This is a genomic window from Serratia sp. Tan611, from assembly GCF_905188235.1.
Lineage (GTDB): Bacteria > Pseudomonadota > Gammaproteobacteria > Enterobacterales > Enterobacteriaceae > Serratia_B > Serratia_B rhizosphaerae.
The window spans coordinates 2,734,198-2,747,895 of sequence record NZ_LR994655.1 but is presented as its reverse complement, the minus strand read 5'-3'; the positions used below and the strand labels follow the sequence as shown (position 1 = coordinate 2,747,895).

14 protein-coding genes are annotated in these 13,698 nt (G+C 57.5%); 8 read left to right on the top strand and 6 right to left on the bottom strand.

The features are described 5' to 3' along the window. The first annotated feature begins 387 nt into the window (after window positions 1-387). Entirely contained in the window at window positions 388-1,134 is a 747-nt protein-coding gene (locus TAN611_RS12960; RefSeq protein WP_304621751.1) for a MipA/OmpV family protein, read from the top strand. 68 nt (window positions 1,135-1,202) lie between these two features. Here TAN611_RS12960 and TAN611_RS12955 read toward each other — a convergent pair whose 3' ends face one another. Both TAN611_RS12955 and gapA read right to left on the bottom strand, forming a co-directional pair. Beyond that, entirely contained in the window at window positions 1,203-2,078 is an 876-nt protein-coding gene (locus tag TAN611_RS12955; protein WP_203066541.1) for a D-hexose-6-phosphate mutarotase, read from the bottom strand. A 107-nt stretch (window positions 2,079-2,185) separates the two neighbouring features. Further along, window positions 2,186-3,181, bottom strand: coding sequence for a glyceraldehyde-3-phosphate dehydrogenase (gene gapA / locus TAN611_RS12950; RefSeq protein ID WP_015672573.1), 996 nt, complete (start codon window positions 3,179-3,181; stop codon window positions 2,186-2,188). 348 nt (window positions 3,182-3,529) lie between these two features. On the opposite strand from gapA, the gene msrB reads away from it, so the two are divergent. Together msrB and TAN611_RS12940 are read left to right on the top strand one after the other, a co-directional pair. Beyond that, entirely contained in the window at window positions 3,530-3,943 is a 414-nt protein-coding gene (gene msrB / locus TAN611_RS12945) for a peptide-methionine (R)-S-oxide reductase MsrB (RefSeq protein ID WP_105231368.1), read from the top strand. 69 nt (window positions 3,944-4,012) lie between these two features. Next, the gene (locus TAN611_RS12940) at window positions 4,013-4,285 is read left to right on the top strand and encodes a YeaC family protein (protein ID WP_015672571.1); all 273 of its coding nucleotides are present in this window, start codon (window positions 4,013-4,015) and stop codon (window positions 4,283-4,285) included. 55 nt (window positions 4,286-4,340) lie between these two features. Here TAN611_RS12940 and pncA read toward each other — a convergent pair whose 3' ends face one another. The 3 genes from pncA to sppA form a co-directional block, all read right to left on the bottom strand. Beyond that, on the bottom strand, window positions 4,341-4,973 hold the full coding sequence (gene pncA, locus TAN611_RS12935) for a bifunctional nicotinamidase/pyrazinamidase (RefSeq protein WP_105231367.1): 633 nt from the start codon (window positions 4,971-4,973) through the stop codon (window positions 4,341-4,343). Window positions 4,974-4,989: 16 nt separating this feature from the next. Beyond that, a complete protein-coding gene (ansA, locus tag TAN611_RS12930) occupies window positions 4,990-6,006 on the bottom strand; it encodes an asparaginase (RefSeq protein ID WP_105231366.1) in 1,017 nt (338 codons plus the stop codon). A gap of 94 nt (window positions 6,007-6,100) precedes the next feature. Beyond that, window positions 6,101-7,954, bottom strand: a complete 1,854-nt coding sequence (sppA, locus tag TAN611_RS12925; RefSeq protein WP_105231365.1) for a signal peptide peptidase SppA — start codon at window positions 7,952-7,954, stop codon at window positions 6,101-6,103. Window positions 7,955-8,115: 161 nt separating this feature from the next. On the opposite strand from sppA, the gene TAN611_RS12920 reads away from it, so the two are divergent. From TAN611_RS12920 to TAN611_RS12900, 5 genes are all read left to right on the top strand, one after another. Beyond that, window positions 8,116-8,667 carry an NAD(P)H nitroreductase gene (locus TAN611_RS12920; protein WP_105231364.1) on the top strand — a complete coding sequence of 184 codons (552 nt, stop codon included), beginning with the start codon at window positions 8,116-8,118 and terminating at the stop codon, window positions 8,665-8,667. 242 nt (window positions 8,668-8,909) lie between these two features. Further along, on the top strand, window positions 8,910-9,953 hold the full coding sequence (gene selD / locus TAN611_RS12915) for a selenide, water dikinase SelD (protein ID WP_203066540.1): 1,044 nt from the start codon (window positions 8,910-8,912) through the stop codon (window positions 9,951-9,953). A 2-nt stretch (window positions 9,954-9,955) separates the two neighbouring features. Beyond that, entirely contained in the window at window positions 9,956-11,071 is a 1,116-nt protein-coding gene (gene mnmH / locus TAN611_RS12910) for a tRNA 2-selenouridine(34) synthase MnmH (protein ID WP_197949642.1), read from the top strand. Continuing rightward, complete coding sequence (locus TAN611_RS12905; RefSeq protein WP_172606276.1) at window positions 11,071-12,996, top strand: DNA topoisomerase III; 1,926 nt, start codon at window positions 11,071-11,073, stop codon at window positions 12,994-12,996. The genes mnmH and TAN611_RS12905 overlap by 1 nt, the downstream gene beginning before the upstream one ends. After that, window positions 12,993-13,280: a DUF1496 domain-containing protein gene (locus TAN611_RS12900; protein WP_111736982.1), complete on the top strand. Its 288-nt coding sequence runs from the start codon at window positions 12,993-12,995 to the stop codon at window positions 13,278-13,280. The genes TAN611_RS12905 and TAN611_RS12900 overlap by 4 nt, the downstream gene beginning before the upstream one ends. A gap of 5 nt (window positions 13,281-13,285) precedes the next feature. Here the strand turns inward: TAN611_RS12900 and TAN611_RS12895 are convergent, their stop codons facing one another. Next, window positions 13,286-13,690, bottom strand: a complete 405-nt coding sequence (locus TAN611_RS12895) for a pyrimidine (deoxy)nucleoside triphosphate diphosphatase (protein WP_203066539.1) — start codon at window positions 13,688-13,690, stop codon at window positions 13,286-13,288. Window positions 13,691-13,698: the final 8 nt, after the last annotated feature.

The following is a 13,698-nucleotide window of genomic DNA, read 5'->3' as shown; positions in this document are numbered from 1 at the left end:
TTCAGCTTCTGATTTAAGCTTAGTTGGCATAGCGGAAAATTTCCTGTCAGCGAAAAAGCTTTTTTTAAGTCATATCAATGACTCAGTTATTTCAGGGTCAACGGAGGGCCTTATTGGCTGCGGCCTGAGGGGGGAAACGTCATGTTTCTGACATGCCTTATACATATTTCAACATTAATGTTGCCGATCCGGCGTGATTTAACATGTAAAGATAAAGCGCGTCACTAAAATTTCACCTAGAATATGACGCTATTTTAACGGCTCCGATCCGAGCATGGCATGACAACGCAGTATCACGGATGGCCTAGGGACGTCTGTATCGGGGAGCGCGTTGCCGGGCTGGCGACGCAACGTGTTTATACAAGAACAACGAGGGGAATCGAACGGGTGAAAATTTTCAAATTCAAAACGTTGGCAATCGCCGGTGCGCTGCTTTGCGCGCAGGGTGCTCAGGCGGGAACCTGGTCGCTGGGGGCATCGGCGCTGTTGACGCCGGACCCTTACAAGGGCAACAACACCCGCCTGTATCCGGTGCCGGTGATCAACTATGACAGCGAGGATTTTTACTTCCATACGCTGACCGCCGGTTATTACCTGTGGAACGATGAGGTCAACAAACTCAGCGTGATGGCGTACTATTCACCGCTGCACTTTAAGCCCGGCGACAGCGATGACGATAGCATGAAGCGGCTGGACAAACGTCGCGGCACGCTGATGGCCGGGATGGCCTATTCGCATAATGCCGAGTGGGGCACGCTGCGTGTAGCCTTCAGCGGCGATACGCTGGATAACAGCAATGGATTGGTCGGCGATCTGGCCTATCTGTACAAGTTCCAGCTGGGCGACTGGAGCCTGGCCCCGGGCGTCGGCGTGACCTGGAGCAGCAAAAACCAGAATAAATACTACTACGGCGTGAGCGACAACGAGTCGCGCCGCAGCGGCCTGAACAGCTACAAGCCAAGCGACAGCTGGGCGCCATACCTGGAGCTGACGGCGAACTATCAGATCAACAAGAGCTGGAACGCCTTCTTTATGGGACGTTACGTGCGCCTGTCTGATGAAGTTAAAGACAGCCCGATGGTGGACTCGTCTTACGACGGCATGCTGTGGAGCGGTGTCACGTACACCTTCTGACGGCGGCTGTACGCCAAGAGAAAAGGGGCGCTATCGCCCCTTTTGCTTATCTGTCGTCCGGTACGGACTTAGGCGTCTTTGCGGCAGCGGAAGGTCACCGCCAGACGGGCCGGCTGTTCGCCCTGCGCCAGCAGCGGCTTGCTGAGTCGTCCGGTTTCAACACACACCATGGTTTTGTAGCCGTCGTTGGCCATATCCGCCATGCTGCAGGAGAGTTCAGCGCCCGGATTCCAGGCGATCACATCGCTCATATAGTGGTGTTGCACTTCAATCGTGCGTTGCAGCGCCTGATCCTTGATCAGGCTGCATGTCGTCGGCTGGGTGTAAATACGGTCGGTCTGGCCGCTGAAGGTCACATCGCCGCTCTGGCGGGTTTCAGCGCCGTTTGCCACTTTATCCAGATACGTTTCTCCAAGCCCGGCAACGCTGACCCTGGCGATATCGCCGATTTGGAAATAGCTGTGCAGCGCTGCAGTGGCCTGATAGTCGCCGTGTGATTCCAGCTCGATTTCACAGCTCTCCCCCAGCTTGAAGCGGGCGATTAGCGTAAAGGCGTGCGGCCACAGCTTGCGGGTCTGTTCGTTATCCTGCAGCGTAAAAGTGAGGATGACGCCATCCTGATCTTCGTCATGCGCGGTCAGGCGCCAGGGTTGATTACGTGCAAAGCCGTGCGAAGGCTTGCCGGCCGGGCCGAACCATGGCCAGCAGATCGGTACGCCGCCGCGGATGGCGTTGCCGGCTTTAAACGGCGTGTTTTCGCTCAACCAGATGACGGGCCGTTCGCCGCTCGGCTGCCAGCCGATCAGATGCGCGCCTTGCAGCGTTACCGCCGCGCGAACTTTGGGGTGAGACACCACCACGACGCTTAACTCGTCCAGCTGTCGTTGGCTGATATACGGAGAAATCTGTTTGCTAATGGGCAGGGTGAAAACTTTTTCGTTCATCGAGTCACCTTATCTATCGCCATATACTCTTGCTGAGCAGGGGAGAAAAACCAATAAAAAAGGGCGACATTAATGTCGCCCTCGTCAATCAGCTGTACATCACGCCATTATTTGGAGATGTGAGCGATCAGATCCAGTACTTTGTTGGAGTAGCCAGTTTCGTTGTCGTACCAGGAAACCAGTTTCACAAAGTTGTCGTTCAGCGCGATACCTGCTTTGGCATCGAATACGGAAGTCAGCACTTCACCGTTGAAGTCGGTAGAAACCACGTCGTCTTCGGTGTAGCCCAGAACGCCTTTCAGCTCGCCTTCTGCGGCTTCTTTGATGGCTTTCTTGATGTCTTCGTAAGTGGCAGATTTTTCCAGACGCACGGTCAGGTCAACCACAGATACGTTTGGAGTCGGAACGCGGAACGCCATACCGGTCAGTTTGCCTTTAAGTTCAGGCAGAACAACGCCTACCGCTTTTGCTGCGCCGGTAGAAGAAGGGATGATGTTCTGGGATGCGCCGCGGCCGCCGCGCCAGTCTTTGTGAGACGGGCCATCAACGGTTTTCTGCGTTGCGGTGGTAGCGTGAACGGTGGTCATCAGGCCTTCAACGATGCCGAACTTGTCGTTGATGACTTTAGCCAGCGGAGCCAGGCAGTTAGTGGTGCAAGATGCGTTGGAAACGATATCCTGGCCAGCGTATTTTTCAAAGTTGGCGCCGCGTACGAACATTGGGGTCGCATCTTTGGAAGGGCCGGTCAGCACAACTTTCTTCGCGCCTGCGGTGATGTGTTTACGTGCGGTTTCGTCGGTCAGGAAGATACCGGTGGCTTCAGCAACAACGTCAACACCCACTTCGTTCCACTTCAGGTTAGCCGGGTCTTTCTCTGCGGTAACACGGATAGTTTTGCCGTTAACAACCAGGTGGCCGTCTTTAACTTCTACCGTACCGTTGAAACGGCCGTGGGTAGAGTCATACTTCAGCATGTAAGCCATGTACTCCGCGTCCAACAGATCGTTGATTGCAACGATTTCGATGTCGGAACGTTCCTGAGCAGCACGGAAAACAATGCGGCCGATACGGCCAAAACCGTTGATACCTACTTTGATAGTCATATATTCCACCAGCTATTTGTTAGTGAATAAAAGGTTGGTTGTAAAATTACAAAAACCTTACCCAGCGTCAAGCGGAATCGTGTCAATTCTTGCGGCAAGTCAAAGCTGAGAGCTGAGTTTGCACGCTTATTGTACATTCCGTTTGCGTTCGGCCTCATTGGGAAAATGGGGGCAAACCGCCGAGTTTAAAGAGCGCTTGGGTCAGATATGTGATCGCCATCACATAACGCCCCGGCGTGGACTTTATGCGCTACAGTTTAGGCTAAAAAGGCCTGCAGCGCTGTTAATTTTTTGTTATCATTAATCATTGTTTTCGTTGACATTATCCATATTTCGGGAATCGCATCTATGAGCAAAGATCACGCCCCCCACACCCCGGTCACGGAACTGAATGAAATACAACGTTATGTGACCCAGGAACACGGTACGGAAGCGCCGTATTCCGGCAAATTGCTGCAGAACAAACGCGATGGTCTCTACCATTGCCTCTGCTGTAATGCGCCGCTGTTTTATTCCGAAAGCAAGTATGACTCCGGCTGCGGCTGGCCAAGTTTCTATGAGCCGGTGTCCGACGATGCCATCCGCTATCTTGATGATAATTCACATAATATGCAGCGAGTTGAGATTCGCTGCGGTAACTGTGATGCGCACCTGGGCCACGTGTTCCCCGACGGCCCGCAGCCGACCGGCGAGCGTTATTGCGTTAACTCCGCCTCGCTGAGTTTTACCGACGCCGCCAACGGCGAGAAGACGGCAGGCTGAGCGAATTTTTTAGAAAAATCGATTCAGCTATTATTCAACGGCAGTAGGAATAAGTGAAGGACGGCCCTGATGGACGTGAAGGATTTGGTTGCGGCGATGACGCCGGAGATTTACCAGCGCCTGGCGCAGGCGGTTGAGCTGGGTAAATGGCCGGACGGCGTGGCGCTGACGCCGGAACAGAAAGAAAACAGCCTGCAGGCGGTGATGCTGTGGCAGGCAATGCATAACCACGATCCGCAACATATGAGCATCGGCACCGACGGCCAGATCGTGATGAAGAGCAAGCAAGAGTTGAAGCAGCAGTTCGCCGCAGAGCCGCTGATTAAGCTGAAACCGCAGTAAGCGGCGGGCAGGGCGCAGTGTGCAAACGGGCGATGTCAGATCGCCCGTTTGTCGTTTAGCGCTGCAGAAATTGTGACAAGGTCACTAATTGCGCGCCGGTCTGCTGCATTGCCTGCAGCGCCCGATCGCTGTCATCGGGCTGCAGGTTGACGCCGCGGCAGCCGTCGCTAATGACCTGAACGGCGTAACCCAGCTGCAGGGCGTCCAGCACGCTGAACTTTACGCAGTAGTCGGTTGCCAGCCCCATGATCGTCAGCGTGCTGACGTTGCGTTGTTGCAGCCAATCATCCAGCGCGGTTTTTGCTCGGTGGCCGTTATCAAAAAACGCGCTGTAGCTGTCGATGGCCGGATCCTGTCCCTTGCGAAATACCGCATCGATTTGCCGCTGCTGCAGGCGCGGATGAAACTCGGCGCCGGCGCTTTCCTGGACGCAGTGAACCGGCCACCAGACCTGCGGCAATCCTTCCAGCTCACCCAATTCGCCGACCAGCCCTGATGAATTAACGGCAAAACTGCGATGCTGCATCGGATGCCAGTCCTGACTGGCAACCACCCAGTCGCCGCGGTCGTGGCTGGCGGCGATCGCCTGGTTGGCCACTGCGATGACGGCATCGCCATCTGTGACCGCCAATGCGCCGCCGGGGCAGAAGTCGTTTTGCAAATCAATCAATAACAGGGCGCTGTTCATCGTCTCTCCCGGTATTTTAGCCCGCGGCGCTCAGTTCGCCGCGCAAGTCTTGCTGCATCTGCTGGCGGATCTCGGCGGGCGTCAGCGGCAGGCTCAGCAGATAGTGCAGTTTCGTCAGCGCGGCTTCGACGGTCATATCAAAACCGCTGATGACGCCGGCATGCGCCAGTGCGTTGCCGGTGGCGTAGCCGCCCATATTTACCCGGCCGGACATGCACTGGGTGAGGTTGACCACCACGATGCCACGTTCGGACGCGGCGCGCAGTTCATCGACCAGTTCAGCTTTTTGCGGCGCGTTGCCAACGCCGTAGGAGCGTAAAATCAGCGCCTTGACCGGCTGCAGCAGGAAATTACGCACCACCGCGCCGGAGATGCCAGGGTAAATGGTCACCACGCCGATCGGCTGCGGCGTAATATTGTGCACCTTCAGCTCACCATGACAAGCCGGCGACGCGATGCCGCTTTGACGGCGGATGTGGATACCGGCTTCCAGCAGCGGCGGCAGGTTGGGCGAGGCGAAGGCGTCAAAGCCGTCGGCATGCGCCTTGGTGGTGCGGTTGCCGCGGAACAGCTTATTGTTGAAGAACAGGCTGACTTCGTTCACCGGGTGGTTAGCGGCCAGATACAGCGCGTTCAGCAGGTTGGTTTGCCCGTCGGAGCGCAGTTCCGCCAGTGGAATTTGTGACCCTGTCACTATTACCGGCTTATCCAGATTCTCCAGCATAAAGGAGAGCGCGGAAGCGGTGAACGCCATGGTGTCGGTGCCATGCAGGATCACAAAGCCGTCGTAACGGTGATAGTTATCTTTAATATCGTCGGCGATATGCTGCCAGTCTTCCGGGGTCATATCGGAGGAGTCGATCAGGGGCGCATATTCATGAATGGTGAAGTCAGGCATTTCCGGGCGATGGAACTCTGGCATCAGCGCCAGCTGGCGCTGTAAGTGGCCAGAGGCGGGGATATAGCCTTGTTCGGAACGCTGCATACCGATGGTGCCGCCGGTATAGGCGACGTAAATGGATTTTTTTTGCATGGCAGGGAATCGGTAGAGAATAAGATGGGCTGAATTATAGGACGATAAATCCAGAAAAAAAGCCCGGCGTTACGCCGGGCCGAAGATTAATGACTTAGCGCACCTCGCCGCAGGTCAGACAAATGGCGTAGCGGTTCTGCGGATCGTTCATGTTATTGAACAATCCCGGCTGCTCTTTCATCGCCATCGCCACCGAAGCCAACGGTGCCGGCAACATGGATTGGATGGCGGCAGGCAGCATGGCGTGGATGGAGACGCCAAACTGGCTGAGCACCATATCCGCCATGCTCGGTGAGTCAACAAACCAGTTCAGCTGCCACTGCTTCAGTTTGGCCAGCTCGGCGGCTTTCTTCACCGCGTCATCGAAATCACCCAATTGATCGACCAGACCGTTGGTTTTGGCGTCGCTGCCGGTCCAGACGTGGCCCTGCGCAATTTTATCCACCTGTTCCGGCGTCATTTTGCGCGAGTCCGCCACCAGGCCGATAAAGCGCTTGTAGCCGTTCTCAATGTTGAGCTGCATCATCTGCGCAAACTCCGGCGGCAGCGCTTTGGTTACCGCCAGATCGGCCAGCGGTGAGGTCGCCACGCCATCGGTGTGCACGCCGATGCTGCCCAGCGTGTCCTGATAGGTATTGATCACGCCGAAGATGCCGATCGAGCCGGTCAGGGTGCTTGGGCTGGCGATAATGTAATTCGCCGGCGTAGAGATCCAGTAACCGCCGGAGGCCGCCATGCCGCCCATTGAGACCACCACCGGTTTGCCGGCGGCGCGGGCGGCCGCCAGTTCGGAACGGATCACCTCGGAAGCGCTGACGCTGCCGCCCGGGCTGTTAACCCGCAGTACGATGGCTTTTACTTTCGGGTCCAGACGCGCCTGGCGCAGTTCCGCAGCGGTGGTGTCGCCGCCGACCGTGCCCGGCGTCTGCTGGCCGTCCATAATGGCGCCATTGGCGAACACGACGGCGATCTGGCCGCCTTGCTCCGGCGTTGGCGCAGGCTGGTAGTCGTAAATGCTGATGGCGTTAAAATCGTTGGTCTGTTTATTCCAGCCAAAGGCCTTGACCAGCTTATTTTCCATTACTGTGCGTGAAGCCAGCTCATCCACCAGTTTGTTGTCGAGCGCATACTTGGCGGTGTCGCCCTGGGCGGCCTGCAAACCGCTGAGAACGCCGGCAGCGCCGGGGAACAGCTGCTGCGGCGTAATTTGGCGGTTGGCTGCCACGGTGTCCAGGTAGTTCTGCCACAGGTTGCCTATCCAGCGGCTGTCCGCTTCGCGCGCGGCCGGCGACATGTCGTCGCGCAGCAGCGGCTCAACCGCCGATTTATAGGTGCCGACGCGGAAGATATTGGTGCTGACCTTCAGTTTGTCGAGCAGGGTCTTGTAATACAGGTTGTTGGTGGCGAAACCGTGCAGGTCGACGTTGCCCTGCGGCGACAGGTAAATCTTGTTGGCGTAGCTGGCCAGATAGTATTGCGTCTGGTTATAGCTATCGCCAATGGCGTAGATCGGTTTGCCGCTGTCGCGGAACTCCCGTAGCGCTTTGCCGATATATTGCAGCGATGGCTGATCGGCACCGGCAAAATCATTCAGCTGCAGTACCAACCCGGTAATGTTTTTATCGTCCTTGGCCTTGCGGATGCTGTCGACCAGATCGAACAGAGAGTTCTCCTGCAGCTCGCTGGCGGAGGCGCCGAGGAATTCGCGGCTGCGTTGCAGGAGACGGTTTTTCATGCTGGGCTGATCGACCACCACGCCGCTCAGGTTGACCAACAGTGCGCCACGGGTGCTTTCAGCCGGCGGGGTGCTCTGGAAGGCAAAATAGATGCCGACGCCGATCAAAATCAGCACGATTAAAAACAGGTTGAGAATAAACTCTCTGACAAAATTCAGCAGACGCCATGTCCACCTGAACGTTCCGGCAATGATACGCCACAAAGTATGCATGTTTTCTCCAAACATGGGCTGAGGATGTCCCGTTATCCTAATGAGCGGCCAGCCAAATGTCAGCTTTAAATCACTGTCGACAGCCGTTATTGTCAATGCTGTAACTTGCTGTTTAGCTGTGCTACCGTGATGAAAATGAAAATTGTTATCAGGAGTTTGTGATGGATGCGCTGGATCTGTTGTTGAACCGCCGTTCGGCCGCTCGCCTGGCGGCCCCTGCGCCGAGTGGTGAAGTACGGCAAAATATTATCAATGCCGGTTTACGCGCGCCCGACCACGGCGCGCTGCAGCCTTGGCGTTTCGTGCTGATTGAAGAGCAGGGGCTCGAGCGTTTCAGCCAGCTGTTGCAGACGGCCGCCAGACAGGATGGGTTGGACGATGCGGCGATTGACAAGGCCAGACAGGCGCCGTTCCGTGCGCCGCTGATTATTACCGTGATCGCCCATTGCAGCGACAACCCCAAGGTACCGCAATGGGAGCAGGTGGTGTCCGCCGGCTGCGCAGTGCAGGCGATGCAGATGGCCGCGCTGGCGCAAGGATTTAACGGTATCTGGCGCACCGGCGCCTGGACCGCGCATGCGCAGGTGCGTGAAGCGTTCGGCTGCCGTGAGCAGGACGAAATCGTCGGTTTCCTGTATCTGGGCACGCCGCAGCTGAAGGCGGCCAGCAAAGTTGTCGCGCCGGATAGCGCGCCGTTCGTCAGCTACTTCTAAATTTTTCCGGGCGAGACGCAAAAAACGCGCAATACCCTGTGTTTTTGTACTGTTTATGAGCAGGTCGACGCATTATCGTCGGCTTGCTCTTATCAATCCCTCCGGCAAGCGCTACCCTATATTCCAATTGATTGAAGTTGTACCCAGGTGGCATATCAATGCGCCTTCAGCCGGGTGATGCATCGGGCTGGCATCGCGGCATATATGTTATCTTGAAGGCTGTTAACCGAAGGAAGTGGACTATGACATCGCCAACCATCCGCCTGACCCAGTACAGCCACGGTGCTGGCTGCGGCTGCAAGATTTCTCCGCAAGTACTCGAAACTATTCTGCACAGCGAACAGGCCAAATTCGTCGATCCGCGTTTGCTGGTGGGTAATGAAACCCGCGATGATGCGGCGGTTTACGATATCGGCAACGGCACCGGCGTGATCAGCACGACTGATTTCTTTATGCCGATCGTCGACGATCCATTTGATTTCGGCCGTATCGCCGCGGCCAACGCCATCAGCGACGTGTATGCCATGGGCGGCAAACCGATCATGGCGATTGCCATTCTTGGCTGGCCGGTGGACAAACTGCCGCCAGAAGTGGCGCAGCAGGTGATCGACGGCGGACGTTATGCCTGCCGGCAGGCGGGGATTGCGCTGGCCGGCGGCCACTCCATCGATGCGCCGGAGCCGATCTTTGGCCTGGCGGTCACCGGCATCGTCAGCACCGAACGGGTGAAAAAGAACAGCGCTGCGCAGGCCGGCGCCAGATTATTCCTGACCAAACCGCTGGGGATCGGCGTGCTCACCACCGCCGAGAAGAAAAGCCAGCTGCGGCCAGAACACGCCGGGCTGGCGACCGAGGTGATGTGCCGGCTGAACCTGCCGGGCGCTGAATTTGCCGAGGTCGACGGCGTGAGTGCGATGACTGATGTGACAGGCTTTGGCCTGTTGGGCCACCTGAGCGAAATGTGTCAGGGCTCCGGGCTACAGGCGACGCTCTGGTTTGACCGGGTGCCGAAGCTGCCGGACGTTGAATGCTATATCGCCGAAGGCTGCGTGCCGGGCGGCACCGGCCGCAACTTTGACAGTTACGGCCACCTGATAGGCCCGATGAGTGACGTACAGCGTCAGCTGCTGTGCGATCCGCAGACCTCAGGCGGACTGCTGCTGGCGGTGATGCCGGAGGGCGAAGCGCAGGTGCAGGCGATTGCCGCGCGCCACGATCTGCGGTTGGAAGCGGTTGGCGAACTGCACGACGCGGTGGCCGGTAAACCGATGATCGAGGTTCAGTAGCGGTGACGGTACAAAGCAGGGCGGATTGCAACGACTACCGCCAGATTTTCCTGCAGGATGTGCCGCTGATTGACGTGCGCGCACCGGTTGAATTCAGCGCCGGCGCGTTCCCGCAGGCGGTGAATTTGCCTTTGATGAATGACCGGGAACGGCAGGCTGTGGGCACCTGTTATAAGCAGCATGGCCAGCAGCAGGCGATTGCCTTGGGCCATAGCCTGGTGAACGGCACACTCCGCCAGGCGCGAACCGAAGCCTGGCTGGCCGCCTGCGCCGAACGGCCGGCGGGTTATATTTACTGCTTCCGCGGCGGGTTGCGCTCACAGTTGGTGCAGCAATGGCTGCACGAAGCGGGCGTTGACTACCCGCGCATTGTCGGCGGCTATAAGGCGTTACGCCATTATCTGCTGAATATCCTCGAATACAGCGCCGAGCTGCCGATGGTGATCGTCGGCGGCAATACCGGCAGCGGCAAGACCCTGATGGTGAACGAGCTGTCGACCGGTATCGATCTGGAAGGGTTGGCGCGCCATCGCGGGTCATCGTTTGGTCGCACGCTGGCCGGGCAAAGTGCACAGATCGATTTTGAGAATCGTCTGGCTGTGTTATTGCTGAAAAAACAGCATGGTGGCTGCCGTCAGTGGGTGCTGGAAGATGAGAGCCGCCTGATTGGCGCCAACAGCGTACCGCTGCCGATGTTCAATCGTATGCAGCAGGCGCCGGTCGTGGTGATTGACGACCCGTTCGACGTGCGTCTGGCGCGTCTGCAGGCGGAGTATATTGACGATATGCGCCAGGCATTTACCCAGGCCTACGGCGAACAGGACGGCTGGCAGCGCTACGGCGAATATCTCCACCACGGGCTGTTCGCCATTCGGCGTCGTTTAGGCATGGAACGCTACCAGTTGCTGACGCAGCGGCTGGAATGGGCGCTGCAGTTCCAGCTAGCCAGCGGCAGCAGTAACGCCCACCAAGAGTGGCTGGTGCCGTTGCTGCAGTACTATTACGACCCGATGTACCGTTTCCAGTTGGAAAAGAAAGCCCGGCGGATTGTGTTCCGCGGCAACTATGCTGAAGTAAGAGAATTCCTGATGACGTATAGCCAGAAAAACGGTGAATAATGCGACTGTTTATAGCCGAGAAACCGAGTTTGGCGCGCGCCATTGCTGATGTGTTACCCAAACCCCACCGCCGCGGCGATGGTTTTATCGCCTGTGGCAAGAATGATGTGGTCACCTGGTGCGTCGGCCACCTGTTGGAACAGGCCCAGCCTGATGCCTACGACAGCCGCTTTGCGCGCTGGTCGCTGGCAGATTTGCCGATCATTCCCGAAAAATGGCAGCTGCAGCCGCGCCCGTCGGTCAGCAAACAGTTGAATGCGATTAAAAAGCTGCTGCTGGAGGCGGATGAAGTAGTACACGCCGGCGACCCGGATCGTGAAGGGCAATTGCTGGTGGACGAGGTGCTGGATTATCTGGCGCTGACGCCGGAAAAGCGTCAGGCGGTGCGCCGCTGCCTGATTAACGATCTTAACCCGCAGGCGGTTGAGCGGGCGGTTGAGCGTCTGCGCGATAACCGGGACTTCATCCCGCTGTGCGTGTCGGCGCTGGCGCGTTCACGCGCCGACTGGCTGTATGGCATCAATATGACCCGCGCCTATACGCTGCTGGGGCGTAATGCCGGCTACGACGGCGTGCTGTCGGTAGGCAGGGTGCAGACACCGGTACTGGGGCTGGTGGTACGCCGTGACGAAGATATTGAAAACTTTGTACCGAAAGACTTCTTCGACGTAAAAGCACATATTGTCACGCCGCAGGAAGCGCGTTTTGTCGCCCTGTGGCAGCCGAGCGAATCCTGTGAGCCATACCAGGATGAAGAGGGGCGCTTACTGCACCGTCCGCTGGCCGATCACGTGGTGAAGCGCATTGAAGGACAGCCGGCGCTGGTTACCGCTTATAACGATAAGCGTGAGTCCGATATCGCACCGCTGCCGTTTTCGCTTTCTACCCTGCAGATTGAAGCAGCGAAGCGTTTTGGCCTCAGCGCCCAGCAGGTACTGGACGTTTGCCAACGCTTGTATGAAACCCACAAACTGATCACTTATCCCCGCTCCGACTGCCGCTACCTGCCGGAGGAGCATTTTGCCGGCCGCCATGCGGTGCTGAACGCCATCAGCGTTCACCAGCCGGATCTCTACCCTCAGGAGGTGATCGACAGCGAACGCCGCAACCGCTGCTGGGATGATAAAAAAGTCGATGCGCACCACGCGATTATTCCTACCGCGCGCGCCAGTAAGGCCAACCTCAGCACTGACGAGCTGAAAGTGTACGGGCTGGTGGCACGACAGTATCTGCTGCAGTTCTGTCCGGATGCGGTATTCCGTAAATGCGTGATAGAACTGGACATTGCCGGCGGCAAGTTTGTTGCTAAGGCGCGTTTTCTGGCCGAGGCCGGCTGGCGTACCCTGTTAGGCAGTAAAGAGCGGGATGAGGAGAACGAGGGCGCGCCGCTGCCGGTGGTTGCCAAAGGTGATGAACTGCTGTGTGAACGCGGCGAAGTGGTGGAGCGGCAGACCCAGCCGCCGCGGCCATTTACCGACGCCAGCCTGTTATCGGCGATGACCGGCATCGCGCGTTTTGTACAGGATAAAGCGTTAAAGAAAATCCTGCGGGCGACCGATGGTTTAGGTACTGAAGCCACGCGTGCGGGTATTATCGAACTGCTGTTCAAGCGCTCGTTTCTGTATAAAAAGGGGCGTTATATCCATTCGACGGAAACCGGGCGGGCGTTGATTCACTCTTTACCGGAGCTGGCGGCGAGGCCGGATATGACCGCGCACTGGGAGGCAACCCTGACGCAGATTAGTGAGAAATCCTGTCGCTACCAGGATTTTATGCAGCCGCTGGAGGGAACCTTGCAGGAGCTGATTTATCAGGCTAAACAGAGCAGAGCCAGCCTGGCGTTTCGCGGGTTGCCGCCGCCGGCCAGCGCCGGTGGTAAAAAACGCAAAAAAAGCGCCGCCAAGGCGCGGGGGAAAAGCGAATGAATTACCCGATGCCGTTGGCGATCGCCGTCGCTGGCATGCTGTTTTCCTCAATGGCCGGGGCACACCGCGGCGACGTAGACGTGGTGCTGCCGGTCGCGCCGGAGATCTGGGGCGCAGCGAAGAGTACGGCGGCACCTGCGCCATGCCTGCGCTGCTGTATATATCAAGATCAGAACTATTCGGAAGGGGCGCTGCTGAAGGTTGAGGGTGAGTTATTGCAGTGTCAGCGTGATAAAACACAGGTAGGCACCCATTCGTTGATTTGGGTGCGCCTGAGCAGGTGACGGTGTCACGAATGATGTGGCGTTTCGCCGCGCAGATAGTCAGCCAGCAGCGGAATGTCCGCCGGCGCCAGCGGGTAGGCGCCGGCCCGTTGCGGCTCTACCCAAACCAGCGCTGAATGACAGCGGTGCTGCAATTCGCCGCTGAACGCACCAACCCGCCAGGCATGCAGACGAATAAGGCGTTCACCCGTCTGCCAGTTATTGCTGGCGACATAGTCGCCGATAACCGCCTCAATGCCCAGTTCTTCCGCCAGCTCTCTGGCTAACGCCTGCGGCTGGCTCTCGCCGGCCTCGACCTTTCCGCCGGGAAACTCCCATAAGCCGGCCTGATCGCTTTGCGCATCGCGTTGTGCCAACAGAATTTTGCCGTCGCGTTCAATAATGGCCGCAACCACGTCTATGGTTTTCATACTTTTTT